14 protein-coding genes are annotated in these 21318 nt (G+C 60.7%); 6 read left to right on the top strand and 8 right to left on the bottom strand.

Features of this window, described 5'->3' with window-relative positions:
• Positions 1 to 189: 189 nt before the first annotated feature.
• The 3 genes from ACP7BZ_RS01795 to ACP7BZ_RS01785 form a co-directional block, all read right to left on the bottom strand.
• Entirely contained in the window at positions 190 to 1362 is a 1173-nt protein-coding gene (locus ACP7BZ_RS01795; RefSeq protein ID WP_426109931.1) for an HD-GYP domain-containing protein, read from the bottom strand.
• Between the two features lie 1345 nt (positions 1363 to 2707).
• On the bottom strand, positions 2708 to 3298 hold the full coding sequence (locus ACP7BZ_RS01790; RefSeq protein ID WP_426109930.1) for a PAS domain S-box protein: 591 nt from the start codon (positions 3296 to 3298) through the stop codon (positions 2708 to 2710).
• Positions 3299 to 3611: 313 nt separating this feature from the next.
• The gene (locus ACP7BZ_RS01785; RefSeq protein WP_426109929.1) at positions 3612 to 4436 is read right to left on the bottom strand and encodes a PEP-CTERM sorting domain-containing protein; all 825 of its coding nucleotides are present in this window, start codon (positions 4434 to 4436) and stop codon (positions 3612 to 3614) included.
• 296 nt (positions 4437 to 4732) lie between these two features.
• Between ACP7BZ_RS01785 and prsT the strand changes: the two genes are divergently transcribed.
• Positions 4733 to 7465: an XrtA/PEP-CTERM system TPR-repeat protein PrsT gene (gene prsT / locus ACP7BZ_RS01780; protein WP_426109928.1), complete on the top strand. Its 2733-nt coding sequence runs from the start codon at positions 4733 to 4735 to the stop codon at positions 7463 to 7465.
• Positions 7466 to 7477: 12 nt separating this feature from the next.
• On the opposite strand, the gene ACP7BZ_RS01775 is transcribed toward prsT, so the two are convergent.
• Complete coding sequence (locus ACP7BZ_RS01775; RefSeq protein WP_426109927.1) at positions 7478 to 8467, bottom strand: NAD(P)H-quinone oxidoreductase; 990 nt, start codon at positions 8465 to 8467, stop codon at positions 7478 to 7480.
• 361 nt (positions 8468 to 8828) lie between these two features.
• Between ACP7BZ_RS01775 and frc the strand changes: the two genes are divergently transcribed.
• From frc to oxlT, 4 genes are all read left to right on the top strand, one after another.
• On the top strand, positions 8829 to 10076 hold the full coding sequence (gene frc / locus ACP7BZ_RS01770; protein WP_426109926.1) for a formyl-CoA transferase: 1248 nt from the start codon (positions 8829 to 8831) through the stop codon (positions 10074 to 10076).
• A 223-nt stretch (positions 10077 to 10299) separates the two neighbouring features.
• Positions 10300 to 12030, top strand: coding sequence for an NADH-ubiquinone oxidoreductase-F iron-sulfur binding region domain-containing protein (locus ACP7BZ_RS01765; protein ID WP_426109925.1), 1731 nt, complete (start codon positions 10300 to 10302; stop codon positions 12028 to 12030).
• Complete coding sequence (gene fdhF, locus ACP7BZ_RS01760) at positions 12027 to 14873, top strand: formate dehydrogenase subunit alpha (protein ID WP_426109924.1); 2847 nt, start codon at positions 12027 to 12029, stop codon at positions 14871 to 14873. Before ACP7BZ_RS01765 ends, fdhF begins: the two co-directional genes overlap by 4 nt.
• Before the next feature lie 230 nt (positions 14874 to 15103).
• Complete coding sequence (gene oxlT, locus ACP7BZ_RS01755; protein ID WP_426109923.1) at positions 15104 to 16375, top strand: oxalate/formate MFS antiporter; 1272 nt, start codon at positions 15104 to 15106, stop codon at positions 16373 to 16375.
• Between the two features lie 125 nt (positions 16376 to 16500).
• Here oxlT and ACP7BZ_RS01750 read toward each other — a convergent pair whose 3' ends face one another.
• The 4 genes from ACP7BZ_RS01750 to ACP7BZ_RS01735 all read right to left on the bottom strand — a co-directional run bounded on the left by ACP7BZ_RS01750 (position 16501) and on the right by ACP7BZ_RS01735 (position 19425).
• Positions 16501 to 16902, bottom strand: coding sequence for a roadblock/LC7 domain-containing protein (locus tag ACP7BZ_RS01750; protein ID WP_426109922.1), 402 nt, complete (start codon positions 16900 to 16902; stop codon positions 16501 to 16503).
• Complete coding sequence (locus ACP7BZ_RS01745) at positions 16899 to 17441, bottom strand: GTP-binding protein (RefSeq protein WP_426109921.1); 543 nt, start codon at positions 17439 to 17441, stop codon at positions 16899 to 16901. Before ACP7BZ_RS01745 ends, ACP7BZ_RS01750 begins: the two co-directional genes overlap by 4 nt.
• A gap of 9 nt (positions 17442 to 17450) precedes the next feature.
• Positions 17451 to 18224, bottom strand: a complete 774-nt coding sequence (locus ACP7BZ_RS01740) for a hypothetical protein (protein WP_426109920.1) — start codon at positions 18222 to 18224, stop codon at positions 17451 to 17453.
• Positions 18225 to 18486: 262 nt separating this feature from the next.
• Positions 18487 to 19425 carry a LysR substrate-binding domain-containing protein gene (locus ACP7BZ_RS01735; RefSeq protein ID WP_426109919.1) on the bottom strand — a complete coding sequence of 313 codons (939 nt, stop codon included), beginning with the start codon at positions 19423 to 19425 and terminating at the stop codon, positions 18487 to 18489.
• 135 nt (positions 19426 to 19560) lie between these two features.
• Here ACP7BZ_RS01735 and gcl point away from each other — a divergent pair, with 135 nt between their 5' ends.
• Positions 19561 to 21309: a glyoxylate carboligase gene (gcl, locus tag ACP7BZ_RS01730; protein ID WP_426109918.1), complete on the top strand. Its 1749-nt coding sequence runs from the start codon at positions 19561 to 19563 to the stop codon at positions 21307 to 21309.
• Positions 21310 to 21318 lie beyond the last annotated feature (9 nt).

The raw sequence follows: 21318 nt of genomic DNA, 5'->3' as shown, positions 1-21318 counted from the left end.
TCCGCCGCTTGGTTAGTTAAGCTCTCGCTGCGGTAGTGGCGACACCACCCATGAGCGCCGTTGTCAAGACCATGTCCGGCGACCAGTGCTTCAACCGATCGATGCCTCGATGCCGTTGTAGTGCGCCGGCAACAGCACTGCGCTTGATCTGAATGGGCAGGTGATGTTCCGTCAAGGCATGCGCGACGCTTACATCTGAATTTCAATCGGGGGCAAATCCAAATGATTGACGATAGAAAATCCAAAGAGTCGTTCAGGGGGCAAGCGTTGTAGCACGGATTTATCACTCACATTGGAGGTGATGGCAAACTTGGCCTGCAGGGTATCCCGACGTGACAGACTCGAGATCGCCCTTCCTGCCGTGTCGGTGATGGCGGCCACGATGGGCGCTTTCACATGGGCAGTACGTTCAACGACGACACCCAACTCCCCCGAGGCCATTCGTACATAATCACCGGGCGGATAAATACCCATTGTTTTGATTAGGGCCATCGACATGGCTCCGCCCTTATCTTCCAGGAAAATACGCGAAATACTTTCGCGCGGTGAAAGCACAGCGCGGGAGGAATTCGGACTAATCTTGGCGGTAAACATATCGGCAATGCGTAGTAGATTGGCGATGTCGGAGACTTCTTTGCAAGCGGTCGGATAACCTGTACCGTCCGAATTTTCGTGGTGCTGTTCGACTGCAAGCAGCCAATCGCTATCGGTAACGCCAAGCGCTTTGAGTAAATTCACGGCTTTTTCGGGATGGCCGGAAATTTCTGCGCGCTGTCTTTTATCGACCGGTTCTTTCTGACCAGCTATAGTGCCTTGTAACTCGATAATCGTCATATTCATTGTAAGCGATGCCTGGACCAGACTTAACGTGCGCTCAGCCGGCCAGTCGAGATGACGCGACAATAAAATGCACACCACTGCCGTATGCACCGCGTGGGTATAACTGTAACTGGTGGCGAAATAGTTTTCATGTCGGACCACGCGATAGATACTAAAATCCTCATTTTTTTCATGCAGTATCACAATGCGCTCGGCGACTATGGCAAGCTGCGCAAGAAAAGCCCGATTTCGTTCGGGGTGCGTCAGGAGCGATTTAAGCAACCACACAATTTTCTCCCACTCTTGTAGCAGACCAACCGCCTTGACAGTTTTTCCTAAATGAGATAGCAGGATTGCGGCGCCGATGTCATCTGCAATGTTGGCATCTATATACGCACCGTGATCGAGCAATTTTGAGAGCTGTAACTCAGTATGAATGACCGCTTTTTCGTTTAGCAGAAGCCGGCCATTTATATCAAAAATATCCATTAACAGGGGCGTGCCGACATGTATGCTTGAACGAATAAGTGGCTTAAAAATCACAAAGAATTCCTTTTTAAATGTCAGTGAGCTAATGCGATGCCTGTCGCTGAAGATTATGTAAATTTAATCAATTAATTAATTAGTTAGTTCCGAATATTGTAGGCAGGATTGATTCGCAAAAAAATCAATGCATTAATAAATTTTTATTGGAAAATATATATTTATAGAATAATTAATAAAATTTTGTGATCTTTGAGGAATAATTTGTGGCAGGCGGTTTATAAAACTACCGTGCTACTTCTGCATTTTCTTCCAGGCAAGAGTCGCAAAGTAATTGAAATTTACAGTTCACGTCAGGGAGTGTAAAACAAGGCGTCTGCAGTGGCTTAGTGCGTACACTGATGCGAAAGCAATGCCGCATGGCGCTGCGGATCGAGGTTGAAAATTACATGAATAGTCTACGGATAATTGATCCAGTTGTGCCCTTGTGCTTCGTCAATCGATGCTTTAATTGCGGTGCACGCCCACTACCTCAAGTCGATACGCCCAGCGCGTGCTGCCTGCTATTCGATGAAAGCGGTCAATGTTGACGGAAAGTGATGATGCTGTTGCGGGCGCAATTGGACCGGTAAATTGCATTGCTCGTACACCCCGGTATTTGGTCGCTCTGTCATGCCGAATATAAATAGGCATCAGTGCACGGGTGCGCAGCTTGGTCCTTGAATCGAAATAGGGGGAAGCACCAAGTATCGGATTCGGTCCGCTTACTTATACGTTCGTAATTCAAATGACTTTCACAAATTGACACTTAAAATTATTCTGTGTGCCGATGATTTCAGTACGGAAAAATCCGCTGCGCTACACGTGAAATTGCGGTTTAAATACAATAAGGTATTAAATGTATCTTAACAATAAGTATTTCCGAGTAAAATACTGATACCGCCTTTAACAAATTAATGGTAGTTAAATAAATTTAAAAGATGCGTAAAAATTCTTCATGTTGCTAAAGTCGACCTCGAAAAACCGTATAGCGCGGCTCGAAATCGTACTGAGTCGCAGTCCCGTACGAATGCACGCTGGGCATGGGAAGTGCGATAGCGGGCGGCGCAGTAGGTGTTTCGAGGTCACGCAAAGTCAGATGCGAACTTTCTGTTGCAATGTCACTTCGATCCATCCCCCCGTCCAACCGCCGCCAAGCTCGCCGTTGTTCCTGCGCATAGTGATGGTGCAAATAGTGCCGTTGCACCATTTATCCAGTGAGCACATAGTTCTGGCACTGTTTGATGATATCGGGAGGCACGCCGGCGCCTGCATGATGGTCGCAGCGGTACGCAGCAGGTCGTGCGGTTTCCAGTTATCAAGTGCGCCGCCACCCAATACAAGTGTGTTCTATGCCGCCGGCTCTTCATCGGTCGGCGTGGGGTGCCGTCGCGACTCTTCTTGAACTTGCTCTGGCGGTCGCCCGCTTGCTTGCTGACCGACTTGGAATCGACATGCCCTGCCTTATTTCGCGCAGCGAAGCGCCATTTGTCGTGCCTGGTCGCGTCATGCAGGCGTCGAAGCTGGCGACCTTGCCGTCGGCGTCGATATGCCCGAATTCATGGTCGCGCATTTCCACGCCGCCTGCGGCCCGTCGCAAGAAAGCGTGGCCGGCGTGCAGGTCGCCGCTAACAAACCAGTGTCCGTACAAGCTATTGCCGCTGACTGCGGTGAGCAGGCGATCATGCACAATGCAGACGGCGGCCGGCATGGCAAACAGCCGCTTGCTCAGTTCTTGTGAGCGCTCGCGTTCGCGCCGTTTGCTGGCGAGCAGCTCGCCTTCGATGCGCAGCCGTTCGGTGATATCGCTCACGATGGCCGTGTAGCAGGTGATGTGTCCGAGATTAAAATGGGAAATCGATACTTTGGCGGGAAACTCCACCCCATTCGCACGCACCGCAGTCACCGCGTCGGAGCAGCCCGTGCGCCGCGGCGCTCGCCTGCGATGCGCAGCCATTCCGGGAGTGCCGAAAGAAAGCGGCGCCTGCTTGCACGCCGCCGCCGGGTCGCTCGTGGTGTTTGGCGTGTTGGTTCACCACGGCAAAACGCCCGGCGTGGCAGTAATGGTGTTCAGCTACAAATGGGACAGCACCGGGCAGTGCCAAGCGCGGCCTGACCAGTGCCCCTGCTGTTGGCGCTTGCAGAAGGGGGGACTGGCGCCAAGTGAACTCGATCCCAGTTGTCCGTTGACCGAACTGCATTTCCGCCATGGCGGGCGTTTCGGCGAACTCACTGGTAAAAGGCCGGCGGCGCAGGCGCCGCCGTGGCGGTCAGGCCGTGTGGCGACGGCGCGCTGCGATCAGGCCGACCAGACCCAGGCCGAGCAGGGCAATGCTGCCTGGCTCGGGTACGACGCCGGTGACCCCTTCGATAACGTCGTTCTGGCAAGTCTCACCCCAGTGCATGGCAAACGAAGTCCAGTTCATCATGTCGGTGCCGGTGATGTCGATCTCGAAGGTGACCAGGCCGCCACCGACATTGAGCGTGCCATTCTTGTTGGTATCGGTGGCCGCCGTGGCGCCCGCGGCTGCCTTGCCGATCGCTGCGCCGGTATTGACGACATCGATCTGGCCATTACGGTAGACGTTGGTGGCGGCGCCCAGCAACTGGTCGGTGGTGCGCACGTTGGCGGCGTTGATATCGCTGGCCTTGGTCTTGCCGGCTGGCGCGTTCAGTTGGTACAGCGAGACCACGGCGTTTTTAATGTCCCCGCCGGTGGTGCGGGTCGTATTGCTATCGATGTTCAGGCCGTATTTCCAGAGGGTGCCGCTGTTGGCCAGATTGTCGGTGGCGTAACGGTCCGCCGCCGTGCCGGCGGGGTTCCATGCATTCGACAGAAACAGGTCGCCATAGCCCAGCGTAACGCCATTCACGCTTGCCGAGCCCGCCTTGCCGGCGTAGCCGGTGGTGATGGCGATCTTGAGTACATTGCCAACCCGGGTGATGGTGGCACTCTGGATATCGTAGGTGCTGCCGCCAAGACTGTCGCCGGAGCCGGTGGCGCCGTTGTAGCCGTCGCTGATGGTGCCCGCCTGGACGTTGCCGAATACGAAGGCGGCAAGTGCGGCGACGGCGAATTTTTGGAATGTGCTCATTTCAGGTCCTGTGTTTTTTATTATGATCTTTATAGCATGAAACATGCCACCAATAAACTAATCTTTAAAATCAAACGTTTACGAAAATTGCCACTTTAAAAGTCATCGTTGCTGTAAGAATTACCGACAAACCTGGCGACGTTGGGCGTATTGCTATGGAATAGCGTCAGAACAAATTATTGCAGAGCAACTTTAACTATGACAACATATGCCTATCCCGCAGCTGTGGGGCCGACACGCGAAGGATCAATATGTTGTATTTGGATCACAAAAGTTTTCGACCAGCATTGATTTGCATGGCGCTCAGCAGCGCCTTGCTGATGGCCGGCTGCGGTCCCGACTCACACGAAGCGGTACGTGCCAAGGCGCTCGCTTTTCAAGCCAAGGGCGATTTGAACGCGGCCGTGATCGTGCTGAAAAATTCGCTCGAACGCGCTCCCCAGGACGGCGAATTTCGCCTGCTGCTGGCGCGCGTGTATCTCGATCAGGGCGATCCGGTCAGTGCTGAAAAAGAGGTGCGGCTGGCGATCGCTGCCAGCGAGGCGGTCGATCAAACCTTGCCGGTACTGGGACGGGCTTTAAATTTGCAGGGGAAATTTCAGCAATCTCTGGACGAAACCCAGCGCAATGTCGGTTCGAAAGATCCGGAATTGCTGTGCCTGCGCGCCGACGCTTACCTCGCCTTGAACCGTGCCGACGACGCCCGTCAGCTCTACCAGTTTGCCCTCGAAACCCGGCCCCGTTATGTCAATGCCTTGATTGGCCTGGGCCGGCTGGCCTTTCTCGACCGTGACCTGGCCGCTGCCAACGGCTTTGCCACCGATGCCATCGCCGCCCAAGCCAACAGCACCGAGGCGCTGATGTTCCGCGGTGATTTATACCGCGCCGAAAACAAGACCAAGGAAGCGCTGGCCGCGTACGGCAAAGTGTTGACCATCAATCCGTTTCACCGCACCGCCAATGTCGAGCGCGCCTATCTCGATATCGGCATCGGCGACTATCCGGCGGCGGCTGCCGAACTGAAGGCGGCGCGGCTGATCGCGCCCGGAAGTTTGCTGGTGGCGTATAGCCAGGCCTTGCTCGACTTTTCGATAGGCAAGAACGTCGAAGCCCAGGATGCCATCCGCACGGTCTTGCGGGTGGCGCCGGAACACATGCCCAGCCTGCTGCTGGCGGGCGCCATCGCCCTCAACCTGGGCTCCTTGCACCAGGCCGAACAACATTTGCGGCACTATATGGAAAAGCATCCGGACAACGCCTACGCCCGCAAGATGCTGGCGCAGTCGCTGCTCAAGCGGGGTGATTCACCGGGCGCCCTGGCGGTGCTGCGGCCCGCCTTGAATGACGGCGCCAGGGACGTGCAATTGCTGGCGCTGGCGGGCGAGTCCTACATGCAGGCGGCCGATTACGATCAGGCCGGCCATTATTTTGAACGTGCCAGCGCGCTCGACCCGAAGGCAGCCAACCTGCGCGTCTCGCTGGCGATGAGCAAGCTGGGCAAGGGCGATGCCAACGCCGCGATCACCGATCTGCAACTGGCGACCCAGCTCGACAGCAAGTCGCCGAAGGCTGGCATTGCGCTGGTCCAGGCTGAGCTGAACTTGCAGAACTACCAAGGCGCATTGCAAGCGGCCAGCGCGCTCGAACAGCAGCAGGCGGGCAATCCGGTGGTGCTGGAATTGAAAGGCAAGGCGTATCAGGGCTTGAACGATGGCGTGCGCGCCCGCGCCACCTTCGAGCAGGCGCTGCAAAAACAAGCCGATTTTTTCCCGGCGCTGGCCGACCTGGCGCAGCTCGATCTGGCGGCCGGCAAGGCCGAAGCAGCCGAGGCGCGCCTGAAAGCGTTCGTCACCAGCCATCCCGCCAGTGTCGAGGCGATGACGGCGCTGGCCGCACTGGCCGACGCCGCCGGCCGCGATGCTGATACCACCGGCTGGCTCGTCAAGGCGGTCGCTGTCGATCCGACCGCAACGGCGCCGGCGGTGAACCTGATCACCCAGTACCTCAAGCTCAAACAGACCCAGAAGGCGCTCGATATTGCCCTGCAACTGAAAGTGGCCCACCCCGATGAACCGGATCTGCTCGACTTGATGGGCAAGGCGCAGCTGGCCAATGGCGATCTGGCTGGCGCCACCGATTCGTATCGCAAGCTGACGGTGGCGCTGCCGCGCTCGGCGCAGGCGCAGATGCAACTCGGTTCGCTGCTGATGGTGACAAAAAAGGATGCAGCCGCCGAGGAAGTGTTCAAGGCGGCGCTGGCGATCCAGCCCGATTTTCCGGCCGCCCAGCTGGCCCTGATCGAACTGTATGTGCGCAAGGGCTGGCACGACCTGGCCCTGCAGCAAGCCACCCGCATCATTCGCGCCCACCCGGAGTCGGCGGCCGGCTACCAGCTCAGCGCCGACATTTTGCAGGCGAATGGCAAGAGTGCCGAGGCCATGCCGATGTTTGAAAAGTCGCTGGCGATCGCCAATCACAGCGAGGCGCTGATCAAGCTGGCCGACGCCTTGCGCATGAACAACAAGAAAGAAGACGCGGCGCGCCGCGTGGGCGCATGGTTGCAGCAGCATCCCAACGATGTCAGAGTGGAAATGTACCGCGCCACCTGCACCCTGAACGACAAGCAGTATGGCATTGCTGTCGCGCAGTTCGAGTCGCTGCGCGCGCGCAATCCGGAAAATGTGGTCGTGCTCAACAACCTGGCGATGGCTTACCACCTTGCCGGCGACCAGCGTGCCGTCGCCAGCGCCGAGCAGGCCTATAAACTGGCCGGCGACCAGCCGATGGTGATGGACACGCTCGGCTCGATTCTGGTCGAACAGGGCAATGTGGCGCGCGGCCTGCCGCTGCTGCTGCGCGCCAGCAGCCTGGCACCGCAGGCGCATGACATTCGCCTGCACGTGGCGCAAGGCTTGATCAAGTCGGGTGACCGGCCGGCGGCGCGCAAGCAGCTCGAAGCGATCACCGGGCCGCAGATCCGTTTCGCCCAGGCCGACGCGGCGCGCGCACTGCTCAAGGAGCTGCGCTAGTGCGGTGAGTGATCAGGCGGCGGCGATCACTTCCAGCACGATCTTGCCGACGTGCGAGCTCGATTCCATCAGTGCATGCGCGCTGGCCGCCTGGGCCAGCGGGAAACTCTGGAAAATCACCGGCTTGATCTTGCCCGCTTCGAGCAGCGGCCACACCTGCGCGCGCAGCTGGGCGGCGATGGCAGCCTTGAAGGCGACCGGACGCGGGCGCAGGGTCGAACCGGTCAGGGTCAGGCGGCGCATCAGGATTTGTCCCAGCGGCACGGTGGCCTTGGCGCCACCGAGCAGGGCGATGAAGACCAGCCGGCCATCGTCGGCCAGGCAGGCGATTTCACGGGGCACATAGTCGCCCGCGACCATGTCAAGAATGACATCGACTCCCTTGCCATCGGTTGCCTGTTTGATCACTTCGACGAAATCTTCCGTCTTGTAATTGATGGCGCGGTCGGCGCCCAGTGCTTCGCAGGCGCGGCACTTGTCATCCGAGCCGGCGGTGGCGAACACGGTGTGACCGAGCGCCTTGGCCAGCTGGATGGCGGTCACCCCAATGCCAGAGGAGCCGCCCTGCACCATGAAGGTTTCGCCCGGTTGCAGGCGGCCGCGGTCGTAGACATTGCTCCATACGGTAAAAAAGGTTTCTGGCAGCGAGGCTGCCTGCAGCGCCGACATGCCGGCCGGCACCGGCAGGCACAGGGCCAGGTCGGCCACGCAATACTCGGCGTAACCGCCGCCCTGCACCAGCGCGCACACCATGTCGCCTTTGGCAAAACTGCTGGCGGCGAGGTCGCCGTCGACAATCTCTCCGGCAATTTCCAGGCCGGGCAGGTCGGAAGCGCCTTTCGGCACCGGATAGTTGCCGGTGCGTTGCAGCACGTCGGGGCGGTTGATGCCGGCCGCGTGGACCTTGATCAGCACCTGGCCCGGACCGGCCACCGGCAGCGGACGTTCACACAGTTGCAGGACATCGGGCGGGCCCGGTTGGGTAATTTCGATTGCGCGCATGGCAGCTCCAGGTTTCAACAGATGACAAGCATACAAGGGCCGGGCAAAACGTGCGCTGCGGCCTCAAAATCAGGGCGCAATGACGCATTTGGCCAGCCATCCGGGTCGTCCTCCCGGGCTTCTGCCCATTCTTGACCGTGGTCAATGAGCCGCCGAGGGGCGCGTCGATATGATGCCCCTACGCCGCTGGATCATCGATAAAAAAAGACTGACAGGGACAAACAGGGCAAACCACAATCTGGCTTGCATTGTCGGGCATAATCAGAAACGTTTGGCAAAATTGCAGGGCAAGGCATCCATTGGCCGCCCCGCAATGTTTCAAACGCTTCACAAAAACAGAGACATTTATCGGAGTTGTGCCATGAGCAAAGCATTGGACGGCGTACGCATTCTCGATTTTACGCATGTGCAGTCGGGCCCGACCTGCACGCAGTTGCTGGCATGGTTCGGCGCTGACGTCATCAAGGTCGAACGGGCAGGCGAGGGCGATGCCACCCGCGGCCAGTTGCGCGACATTCCCGGCGTCGACAGCCTGTATTTCACCATGTTGAACCATAACAAGCGTTCGATCACCCTCGACACCAAGAAGCCACTGGGCAAAGAGGTGCTGGAAACGCTGATCAAGGATTGCGATGTGCTGGTGGAAAATTTCGCGCCAGGCGCGCTTGACCGCATGGGTTTTAGCTGGGAACGCATCCAGGAACTTAATCCGAAGATGATCGTCGCCTCTGTCAAGGGCTTCGGTCCGGGACCGTACGAGCATTGCAAGGTGTACGAAAACGTCGCCCAGTGCGCCGGCGGCTCGGCCGCCACCACCGGTTTCGATGACGGCCCGCCGATGGTCACCGGCGCCCAGATCGGCGACAGCGGCAGCGGCCTGCACCTGGCCCTGGGCATCGTCACCGCCCTCTACCAGCGCACCCAGACCGGGCGCGGCCAAAAGGTGCTGACCTCGATGCAGGACGCCGTGCTCAACCTGTGCCGCGTCAAACTGCGCGACCAGCAGCGCCTCGAGCGTACCGGCGTGATGGAAGAGTATCCGCAATACCCGAACGGCACTTTTGGCGACTCGGTGCCGCGTGCCGGCAATGCCTCCGGCGGCGGCCAGCCGGGCTGGATCCTCAAGTGCAAGGGCTGGGAAACCGACCCGAATGCCTACATTTATTTCGTCGCCCAGGCGCCGGCGTGGGCCGCCATTTGCCGCGTGATTGGCAAGGAAGACTGGATTTCCCATCCCGACTACGCCACCCCGCGGGCGCGCCTGCCGCGCCTGATGGAAATCTTCGCCACGGTCGAGGAATGGACCAAGACCATGACCAAGTTCGAGGCGATGGACGCCATGAACCAGTTCGACATTCCTTGCGGTCCGATCCTGTCGATGAAGGAAATCGCCGAAGAACCGTCGCTGCGCGCCACCGGCACCATCGTCGAAGTCGATCACCCCGAGCGCGGCAAATATCTGACGGTCGGCAATCCCATCAAATTATCGGACAGCCCCACCGAGGTGGTGCGTTCGCCGCTGCTGGGTGAACACACCGAAGAGGTGCTGGCCCAGCTCGGCTACACGGGGGCGCAGATTGCGCACCTGCGCAGTGAACATGTGATTTAAAAGGTGACAGCGGTTTGACCCGCTGTCGGCAGCCCCGGATGTGCATCGAGGCAAGAAAAAGGGTAGAGTAAGCTGGTGTTTGGACAGTGTAATGTTGTAATTATTGCAGTAACAAGAAAGTGATGCGGAGCGTGCCAACAGCGCGCCCAGCGTTTTATATTGAGGTGACGCCAATGAGCCGATCCCATGAAAGGCCCACCAGGGCCCTGATACAGGAAACAGTATGAGCCAAATCATTATCCCCATCAAAGTGGAGGGAGCATCGCGTCTGCGCAAGCGCGAAGCGCCCAAGGGCCGGCGGGTGGACCCGGCCGCGCTGGTCGAAGTGCAGGCGCTGCTTGGCGACAGTTCGCGCGATGCCGACATGCTCATCGAGCACCTGCACAAGATCCAGGATGCTTACCAGTGCCTGTCGGCGCCCCATCTGGCGGCGCTGGCAGCGGAAATGAAGCTGGCGCAGACGGAAGTGTACGAAGTGGCGACCTTTTATCACCACTTCGACGTCGTCAAGGAAGGCGGCACCAAGCCGGCGGCCCTGACGGTGCGCGTGTGCGACGGCCTGTCGTGTGAAATGAAGGGCGCCAAGGATTTGCTGGCGCGCCTGCCGGCGATCCTGGGCCAGGACGTGCGCGTGATCGCCGCGCCTTGTATTGGTCGCTGCGAGCAGGCGCCGGCGGCAGTGGTGGGGCAGAACCCGGTGCCGCATGCCACTGTGGAGGCGATTGCGGCCCGGGTCGAGGCCAAGGCCAGCCGCCATTCGGCCGAAGATTACACTGACTATGCCGCCTACCGCGCCGACGGTGGTTACGCCCTGTTGAACGAATGCGTGAACGGTACACGCGACGTCGAAGCGGTCATCAAGACCATGGAAGACTCGGGCCTGCGCGGCCTGGGCGGCGCTGGTTTTCCGGCCGGGCGCAAGTGGCGCATCGTCGGCAAGGAAGCCGGACCACGCCTGATGGCGATTAATATCGACGAAGGCGAACCGGGCACCTTCAAGGACCGCACCTATCTCGAACGCGACCCGCACCGCTTTATCGAAGGGGCGCTGATCGCCGCCTGGGCGGTCGGCATCGAAACGATTTATATCTATTTGCGCGATGAATACCATGGCTGCCGTGAGCTGCTCGAAGCGGAGCTGGCCAAGCTGCGCCTCGATCCGCCGATTGCCAACATGCCCGAGCTGATTTTGCGGCGCGGCGCTGGCGCCTATATCTGCGGCGAAGAATCGGCGATGATCGAATCGATCGAAGGCAAACGCGGCATGCCGCGCCTGCGTCCGCCCTACGTCGCGCAAGTGGGCCTGTTCAACCGTCCCACCCTCGAACACAATTTCGAGACCCTGCACTGGGTGCGTGACATCCTGGTCAAGGGCGGGGCCTGGTTTGCCGGTCATGGCCGCAATGGCCGCAAGGGGCTGCGCTCGTTCTCGGTGTCCGGCCGCGTGAAACAACCGGGCGTCAAGCTGGCCCCGGCCGGCATCACCATCCGCGAACTGATCGAGGAATATTGTGGCGGCATGGAAGATGGCCAGAGTCTGTACGGCTACCTGCCGGGCGGCGCCTCCGGCGGCATCCTGCCGGCGTCGATGGACAATATCCCGCTCGACTTCGACACCCTGCAAGCGTATGGCTGCTTCATCGGTTCGGCCGCCGTCATCGTGCTGTCGAACCTCGACAGCGCCACCAATGCGGCGCGCAACATGATGGCCTTCTTCAAGCACGAGTCGTGCGGCCAGTGCACGCCGTGCCGGGTTGGCACCGCCAAGACGCTGGGCCTGATCGAAAAGCCGCAGTGGGATTTGCCGATGCTGGCCGACCTGTCGCAAGTCATGCGCGACGCCTCGATCTGCGGTCTGGGCCAGGCAGCGCCGAATCCGGTCGACTGCGTGATTAAATATTTCCCGCATGAGCTGGTACAGCAGTCGGGAACCGTAGGGAGCACCACACCATGAATGCCATCACCCGCAGTGAATTTACCCAGATCGACGTGCCCACCGTGACGTTCGAGCTCAATGGCCGCAGCATCACCGCGCGCGCCAGCGAAACCCTGATCGAAGTGGCTGACCGCGAAGGCGTCGAGATCCCGCGCCTGTGTTACAAACCGGGCCTCGACGCGGTCGGCAACTGCCGTTCGTGCATGGTCGAGATCAACGGCGAGCGCGTGCTGGCGCCGTCGTGCTGCCGCTATCCGACCGAGGGCATGAAGGTCACCACCGACAGCGAGCGCGCCGTCGCCGCCCAGAAGATGGTGCTTGAACTGCTGTTGTCGGACATGCCGGAAACGGCATACACCCGCAACAATGAAGTCGACCAGTGGGCTGCCAAACTGGAAGTGGGCCGTCCCCGGTTTGAAGCGCGCGCGCGCGTCGCCGCCGATCTGTCGCATGCGGCCATGTCGGTCAATCTGGATGCGTGCATCCAGTGCACGCGCTGCGTGCGGGCCTGTCGCGACGAGCAGATGAACGATGTCATCGGCCTGTCGATGCGCGGTGAAGACACCAAGATCGTCTTCGACATGGATGACCCGATGGGTAACTCCACCTGTGTCGCCTGTGGTGAATGCGTGCAGGCCTGTCCGACCGGCGCGCTGATGCCGGCGCGCGAGGTCGCATTGAGCGTGCCCGATAAACAGATCGAGTCGCTGTGCCCGTTCTGCGGCGTCGGCTGCCAGCTGACCTACAACGTCAAGGACAATAAAATCCTCTACGTCGAGGGCCGCGACGGTCCCGCCAACCAGGGCCGCCTGTGCGTCAAGGGCCGCTACGGTTTCGATTACGCGCACCACCCGCACCGCCTGACGGTGCCGCTGATCCGTCGCAGCGATGCGCCCAAGCGCGGCGACATCGAGATGGACCCCAGCCGCGTTATGGAATTTTTCCGCGAAGCGAGCTGGGAAGAAGCGCTGGCGCTGGCCGGCGGCAAGCTGGCGCAGATCCGCGATACCCACGGCAAGCGCTCGCTGGCCGGTTTCGGTTCGGCCAAGGGCTCGAACGAAGAAGCGTACCTGTTCCAGAAGCTGGTGCGCACCGGCTTTGGCTCGAACAACGTCGACCATTGCACGCGCCTGTGCCATGCGTCGTCGGTGGTGGCGCTGTTAGAAGGGATTGGTTCGGGCGCTGTCTCCAATCCGGTGATGGACGTCGTCAAGGCCGAGGTGATCGTCATCATCGGCGCCAACCCGACCGTCAACCACCCGGTGGCTGCTACCTGGATCAAGAACGCCGTCGCCAATGGCAGCAAGCTGGTGGTGATGGACCCACGCCGCTCGGAGCTGGCGCGTATTTCGCACCGCTTCCTGCAGTTCAAGCCCGACACCGACGTCGCCATGCTCAACGCCATGATGCACGTGATCGTCCATGAAAACCTGGTCGACCAGGCGTTTATCGATAGCCGCACCATCGGCTACGACGAACTGAAAAAGAACGTCGAAGGCTACAGCCCCGAGCTGATGGCGCCGATCTGCGGCATCGATGCCGAAACCCTGCGTTACACGGCGCGCCTGTACGCCACCTCGAAAGGCTCGATGATCCTGTGGGGCATGGGCGTCTCGCAGCACGTGCACGGTACCGACAATGCCCGCTGCCTGATTGCGCTGGCCTTGATGACGGGCCAGATCGGCCGTCCCGGCACCGGCCTGCATCCGCTGCGCGGCCAGAACAATGTGCAGGGAGCGTCGGACGCTGGCTTGATTCCGATGATGTTCCCCGACTACCAGCACGTCACCGATCCGAAAGTGCAGGCCAGTTTTGAGAAAGCCTGGGGGCTGGCGCCGGACACGCTCGACAAGAAGCCGGGTTTGACGGTGGTCGAAGTGATGCACGCGATCAAGCACGGCGACATCCGCGGCATGTATGTGATGGGCGAGAATCCGGCCATGTCGGACCCTGACGCCAACCACGCGCGCGACGCCCTGGCTGCGCTCGACCATCTGGTGGTGCAGGATATTTTCCTCACCGAGACGGCGTATCTGGCCGACGTCATTTTGCCGGCCACCGCTTTCCCCGAGAAAGACGGCACTTTCACCAATACCGACCGGCTGGTGCAGATGGGCCGCAAGGCGCTCGACGCCCCCGGTGACGCCAAGCCGGATCTGTGGATCATCCAGCAGATCGCCAACCGCATGGGTCTCGACTGGCAGTACGGCCACGTCTCGGAAGTGTTCGACGAAATGCGCCACACCATGCCGAGCATCGGCGGCATTACCTGGGACCGCCTGCAAGCCGAACATGCCGTCACTTATCCGTGCGTCAAGGAAGGCGACCCCGGTACCTCGGTGGTGTTTACCGAGACCTTCCCGCGTGAATCGGGCCGCGCCAAGTTCGTCCCTGCCGATATCATTCCGGCAGCCGAACGGCCTGATACCGAGTACCCGTTCGTGCTCATCACCGGCCGTCAGCTCGAACACTGGCACACCGGTAGCATGACGCGCCGCGCCCTGGTGCTCGACGCCCTGGAACCGGATCCGGTGGCGCTGGTGCACCCGCTCGATCTGGCCGCCATGGGTGGCCAGCCGGGCGACATCGTCACCATCGAATCGCGGCGCGGCAAGGTCGGCTTGTATGCGCGTGCCGACGAGAGTTCGCCACGGGGCGCCGTGTTCGTGCCGTTCTGCTATTACGAAGCGGCCATCAACCGCCTCACCAATGCGGCGCTCGATCCGTTTGCCAAGATCCCCGAGTTCAAGTACTGCGCCATCCGCATCACCCTCGGCGGTGATGCACCGGTACAGGGCTCGTATGGCGGCGGGCAGGTGCTGATTGCCACCGAGAAGGCGCGCGCGAGCGTAACCGGCTAGGCCTACACGCCTGCGCGTGAACAAAAGCCGCCCTGTGCAAGCAGGGCGGCTTTTTCTTGACCCGCTTAATTTTCCAGCCTTTGAAATTCTTATCCGAGGTCAATGATTTACGTCTGCTGAATGGCCAATATGAATAGATACCTACTGAATTGACATGAATGTATTTACATCAGTCAATTCCAGGCAAGAGCGGGAAGACCCGCCTTTTATCGCATACCAGGAGACTACCCATGACTCGCACACCCAATCGCTGGCTTCAGCTCATCTTCGGCATTATCTGCATGGGCCTCGTCGCCAATTTGCAGTACGCCTGGACGCTGTTTGTCAGTCCGCTCGACGCCAAAAACCACTGGGGCCTGTCGGCTATCCAGCTGTCGTTTTCCATTTTTATTCTCGTTGAAACCTGGCTGGTGCCGATCGAAGGCTGGCTGGTCGATAAATTCGGTCCGCGCCCGGTGATCGCCGCCGGCGCCATTTTTGCTGCCATCGGCTGGGTCATCGACGGGTACGCCACCACCCTGACGGAGCTGTATATCGCTGCCGTGGTCGCCGGTATCGGCGCCGGTTGCGTCTACGGCACCTGCGTGGGCAATGCGCTCAAATGGTTCCCGGACAAGCGTGGCCTGGCTGCCGGTCTGACCGCCGCCGGCTTTGGCGCCGGCGCTGCCGTCACCGTCATCCCAATTGCCAACATGATCCAGACCGCAGGCTACGAGCACACCTTCATTTTCTTTGGCATCCTGCAGGGTGCGGCGATTTTCGTGCTGGCCATGTTCATGGTGCGTCCGCAACCGCCGGCAGGCATTGTCGCCTCCAGCCGCGTGGTCACCACCCGCGTCGATTACAGCACCGGCACCATGCTCAAGACGCCGCTGTTCTGGCTCATTTATGTGATGTTTGTCGCCGTCGCCGCCGGCGGCCTGATGGCCACCGCGCAGATCGGCCCGATCGCCAAGGATTATGGCCTTGCCAAACTGCCGATCAGTCTGCTGGGTATTACCTTGCCGTTGCTCACCATGACGCTGTCGATCGACAACCTGGCCAATGGCTTTACGCGCCCCCTGTGCGGCTTCCTGTCGGACCGCCTGGGCCGTGAAAACACCATGTTCGTGGTATTCCTTGGTGAAGGCCTGTCGATGCTGGGCTTGATGAAATACGGTCACGACCCGGTGCTGTTCATGACCTTCGCTGCGCTGATTTTCCTGTTCTGGGGTGAGATTTTTTCGATCTTCCCAGCCATCTGCGCCGATACCTTTGGTGTCAAGTACGCCGCCGGTAACGCCGGTACGCTCTACACTGCCAAGGGCACGGCGTCCCTGCTGGTGCCGCTGGCGTCAGTGCTGTCGGCGGGCGGCAACTGGGACCGGGCGTTCATCTTCTCGGCCTCGATCACCATCGTCGCGGCGATTGCCGCCAAGTTCGTGCTGCTGCCGCTGCGCCGCAAGTTCGTCAACGATGCCAATGCCAAGCTCGATGCGGACGCGCTCAAGCAGGCGGCCTGACGCTGCCTGATGAAAGAACGGCCTGCCTTTGGCGTCAGGTCGTTCGGTGAAGCACAGTGGGACAGGCGCGGCCTGTCCCATTTTTATATGTATTCGGCGCCGTTGCGCCGCGCCGGCGCCCGTCCTTAGCTACCCACGCCGGCCAGCACCCTCGCCATCACGCCGATCCGGTGCATGGCTTGCGCCAGGATGGCGTCGCCATCGGCAATCAAGTGAATCACCAGTTCGACATCGGGTCGCGGCACACCGTGGACGATGGCGAAGCCGTTGTCGGTGCTGATGGTGACGCTTTTGACGTTGCCCAGGCCCGCCTCGCGCGCCACCATGGCGCTGATTGCCGAGATCGAACTGGCCATGGCGGCGATGCGCGCGCCGTCGTGCTGGCCGTGCGCAGCCGCAGCCAGATCAAAACCATCGACGGTAGCGATAACGACGGCGCTCATGCCCACCAGTTCGGCCAGGCAGGCGTTGACCGCGCGCTCGGCTGTTTCACGCAGGCCGGGCGGCAGGTGATCAATTTCTGTCATGGTAAATCCAGTGGCATGCCCGCTTCGATCTGTCCCAGCAGGGTATCAATCAATAACAGCACATCGGCACGCTGACGCACGTCGATGGCGAGGATTGGCACGACCAGGCCGCGCTGCTCGAGCAGGTCGGCATAGCTGCTCAGGGGCAAGCCGCCGTCGATGTCATGGCGACCAACGCCAATCACGCACGGCAGCAACTGCAGATGGCTGGCGAAGCCGTCGAGAAACATCGCGAGGTCGCTTAACGGTGCTGGACGCGAATGGTCCATCAGGATGATCAGGCCGAGCGCCTTGTGAACCAAAATCTGCCAGAGAAAATCAAAACGCGCCTGTCCGGGCGTGCCGAACAGGCGGATGCGGTCGCCATTGTCGAGCGTGATCATGCCGTAGTCGAGGCCGACGGTGGTGCGCGCCTTGTCGACCGTGCTGTCGTGGTTGGCGACGTCGGTGACCACCGGTTCGATGTCGCTGATGGCGCGGATGGCGGTGGTCTTGCCGGCACCGACAGTCCCGGTGATCAGTAATTTATATTCTTTCATGGCGACTTTCTAGAGTCCCAGGTGACGGCGCAGGCTGGCCAGCAGGCCTTGCCGCACCGGCGCCACGGCCGTCGCCATGGCGACATTGAGCGACGCGGCGGCAGTGCCCGCGTGCGTATCCGGGGCGCGCTCTTCAATGAGCAAGCCGGCGCGCAGCAGCGTGCCGATAAAGCGGCGGCACGCCGATTCGGACTGGTCGGTCAGCGCCGCCAGTTGCGCCGTGCTGAGTGCCTTGCGCGATATCAGCGTGGCCATGCGCAGCGCCGCCGGATGTTCGTTAAGCAGGCCGACATCGGGCCAGCGCCGCAGCTGGTAGAGGCGGCCGCTGCTGACGACGGCGCTGGCTGCGGCCGTTGCCCGCGCAGAGGCGGCAGGGAGAGCAGGCGCAGGGGCCGGAGCAGCAGCAATAGTTGCAGACGCGGCGGTCACTGGCACCGCTACGCTGGCCGGGGTCGGCATCGGCGCAGGCGCTTGCGCCTGCAACAGGGACGCCTCGCGCAGCTTGAGCCACTCGCGCAACTGTTCCGGGTGCAGCGGATAGGCCAGGGTATCGGCGCCTGCCTGACCCGCGACAGCAGCGCCGACCAGGTTGACCACCACGCCCTTGAAGCCGGCCAGCAGGCGTGGATTGGCAGACCTGCCTGCCAACAGCGCGTCATACGGCGCGACATCGGCAAATGACCAGCTGAGCTTTTCCGTGTGCGCATACAGCCGCACCAGCGCGCGCAGGTAGGCGACATCTTTCGGCTCGAGCCCGATGCTGCCCAGCTTTAAGCCAGCCATGCGTCGCTCCGGCAGGGGGCCAGCAGCGACAGTGACAGCGGCGGCGGGCAGCGGGACGGTACGGACAAGGGCGGCATTATCATGGCAAATTGATCAACAACGGTAGGCGCAGCGCACGCGGCTTGGATCAGCTAACTTTCCGTTGGGAATGTTAGCACTGAAAGTAAGCAGCAATTACGTTCCCGGCGGCAATAGTTAGTTTTGATGTTTATTTGGGACAGGCGGTCCGGTCGTGCGCCAGCTTTTGTGCCGTTGCCACCGCTTAGCGGCTGGCCGCCGCCGTATTCGATGGCATCGGCCGCCGCCAGTAACCGGGCTGGGCGTAGGTGGCCCGTAAGGCATCGATAAAAAAGCGCACCTTGGCCGGCAGGTGGCGCTGCTGCATGTAGACGGCGACGATGTCGTAGTCGGGCAGGGCGAACTCGTCGAGCACGGTAATGAGTTCGCCGGCCGCCAGTTGCGCCTGGATTTCCCAGGTCGAGCGCCAGGCCAGGCCCAGCCCTTCACTGGCCCAGCGGTGCAGCAGTTCGCCGTCGTTGCAGTCGAGCTTACCCTGCACGCGCACGGTGAGCGCCTTGCCCTCCTTCTGAAAATACCAGCCGCGCTGCTGGCCGCCCTGCAAATTAAAAGCCAGGCAGTTGTGGTGGGCGAGGTCGTCGAGCGTGCGCGGAACGCCATTGCGCGCGAAGTAGTCGGGGGTGGCGCACACCACGCGGGCATTGGTGGCCAGTTTCACCGCGACGAAATTCGGATCGATGGCGCCGCCGATGCGGATGCCAACGTCATAGCCCTCGCGCACCAGATCGACCACCTGGTCGGTCAGATTGAACGAGATGCGCACTTTCGGATGGGCCGCCACGAACGCCGGCGCATGCGGCGCCACGTGCAGGCGGCCAAAGGCGGCCGGCGCCGACACGATCAAATGACCACTGGCCTTGTAGCGGCCTTCGGTGACAATGGTCTCGGCCACTTCGACATCGGCAAGCAGCTTGCGGCAATGATCGAGAAACACCTGGCCCTGCTCGGTGAGCGTCAGGTGGCGGGTGGTGCGGTGCAGCAGCTTGACGCCAAGGCGCTTTTCCAGCGCATCGATGCGCCGGCCCAGCATCACCGGGGTGATGTTCTGTTCCAGCGCGGCGCGCGCCAGGCTGCCTTTTTCGACGGCGTCGACAAAGGCTTCCATCTGTTTGAGCTTGTCCATGGTGATGATCTCCTGCAGCCATTATTCCATACCTGGAGTATCGAATGCACCGATATTTTGTCGTCTTATCAAGCACGTCCTCAAGCCCTACGATAGCACCATCGACTACCACCATTCTAATAATCGGAGAACCACATGGCAAAGATGACGGCGGCGGAAGCGGCAGTATGGGTGATGCAAAAAGAGGGCGTCAGCGTCGCGTTCGGCGTGCCCGGCGCGGCAATTAACCCTTTGTATTCGGCCCTGCGCAAGCGCGACAGCATCCGTCACATCCTCGCCCGCCACGTCGAAGGGGCCTCGCACATGGCCGAAGGCTACACCCGGGCGAAGGCCGGCAACCTTGGCGTGTGCATCGGCACCTCCGGTCCGGCCGGCACCGACATGATCACCGGCCTGTATTCGGCGCAAGCCGATTCGATACCTATACTTTGTATTACCGGCCAGGCGCCGCGGGCCCGCATCTACAAGGAAGACTTTCAGGCAGTCGATATCGAGGCCATCGCCAAGCCGGTCACCAAGTGGGCCGTCACCGTGCGCGAGCCGGCGCTGGTACCGCGCGTGTTCCAGCAGGCGTTTCACCTGATGCGCTCCGGCCGCCCCGGTCCGGTGCTGATCGACCTGCCGTTCGACGTGCAAATGGGAATCATCGAATTCGACCCCGATACCTACGAGCCGATGGAACTGTACAAACCAAAAGCGACCCGCGCGCAGATCGAAAAGGCGCTGGGCATGCTCAACGACGCCCGCCGTCCCTTGATCACCGCCGGCGGCGGCATCATCAACGCCGATGCCTCGGCACTGCTGGTGGAGTTTGCTGAAATCACCGGTGTACCCGTGATTCCCACCCTGATGGGCTGGGGCTGTATTCCGGACGATCACCCGCAGATGGCTGGCATGGCGGGCCTGCAAACGAGTCACCGCTATGGCAATGCCACCGTGCTGGCGTCGGACTTCATGATCGGCATCGGCAACCGCTGGGCCAACCGCCACACCGGCAGCATCGAGGTGTTTACCAAGGACCGCACGTTTGTTCACATCGACATCGAACCGACCCAGATTGGCCGCGTGTTCGGTCCCGATTTTGGCATCGTCTCCGATGCCAAGGTGGCGCTTGAACTGTTGATCGACGTCGCCAAAGAGTGGCGCGCGGCCGGCAAGCTCAATGACCGCAGCGCCTGGCTGGCCGAATGCCAGGAACGAAAGCGCACCATGCTGCGCAAGTCCGATTTTGATGCGGTGCCGGTCAAGCCGCTGCGCGTGTACCACGAAATGAACCAGTATTTCGGACGCGACGTGCGCTACGTCGCCAGCATCGGCCTGTCGCAGATCGCCGCCGCCCAGTTCCTGCACGTGAACCATCCGCGCCACTGGATCAATTGCGGCCAGGCCGGCCCGCTGGGCTGGACCATCTCGGCGGCGCTGGGCGTGCGGGCGTCCGACCCCACGGGCGATATCGTCGCCATTTCAGGCGACTACGATTTCCAGTTCATGATCGAAGAGCTGGCGGTGGGCGCGCAGTTCAAGCTGCCCTACATCCACGTACTGGTGAACAACTCGTACCTGGGTCTGATCCGCCAGGCGCAGCGCAATTTCGAGATGGATTACTGCGTCCAGCTGTCATTCGACAACATCAACAACGCCCTGCCCGAGATGGAAGGGCGCGGCGTCGATCACGTCGCCGTGGTCGAAGGTCTCGGCTGCAAGGCGATCCGGGTGTTCCGTCCCGAAGAGATCATCCCGGCCTTTGAGCGGGCGCGCCAATTGATGGCCGAATACAGCGTGCCGGTGGTGGTCGAAGTCATTCTCGAACGGGTCACCAATATCGCCATGGGGATGGAGATCGATGCCATCAATGAATTTAACGACGTCCTCGACGTCAAGTAAGGAGCCATC

The sequence above is a fragment of the Massilia sp. PWRC2 genome, from assembly GCF_049896725.1.
Taxonomy (GTDB): domain Bacteria; phylum Pseudomonadota; class Gammaproteobacteria; order Burkholderiales; family Burkholderiaceae_D; genus JAFCUW01.
Note: the sequence above shows the minus strand (reverse complement) of the source record. Positions and strands in the feature narration are given on the sequence as shown.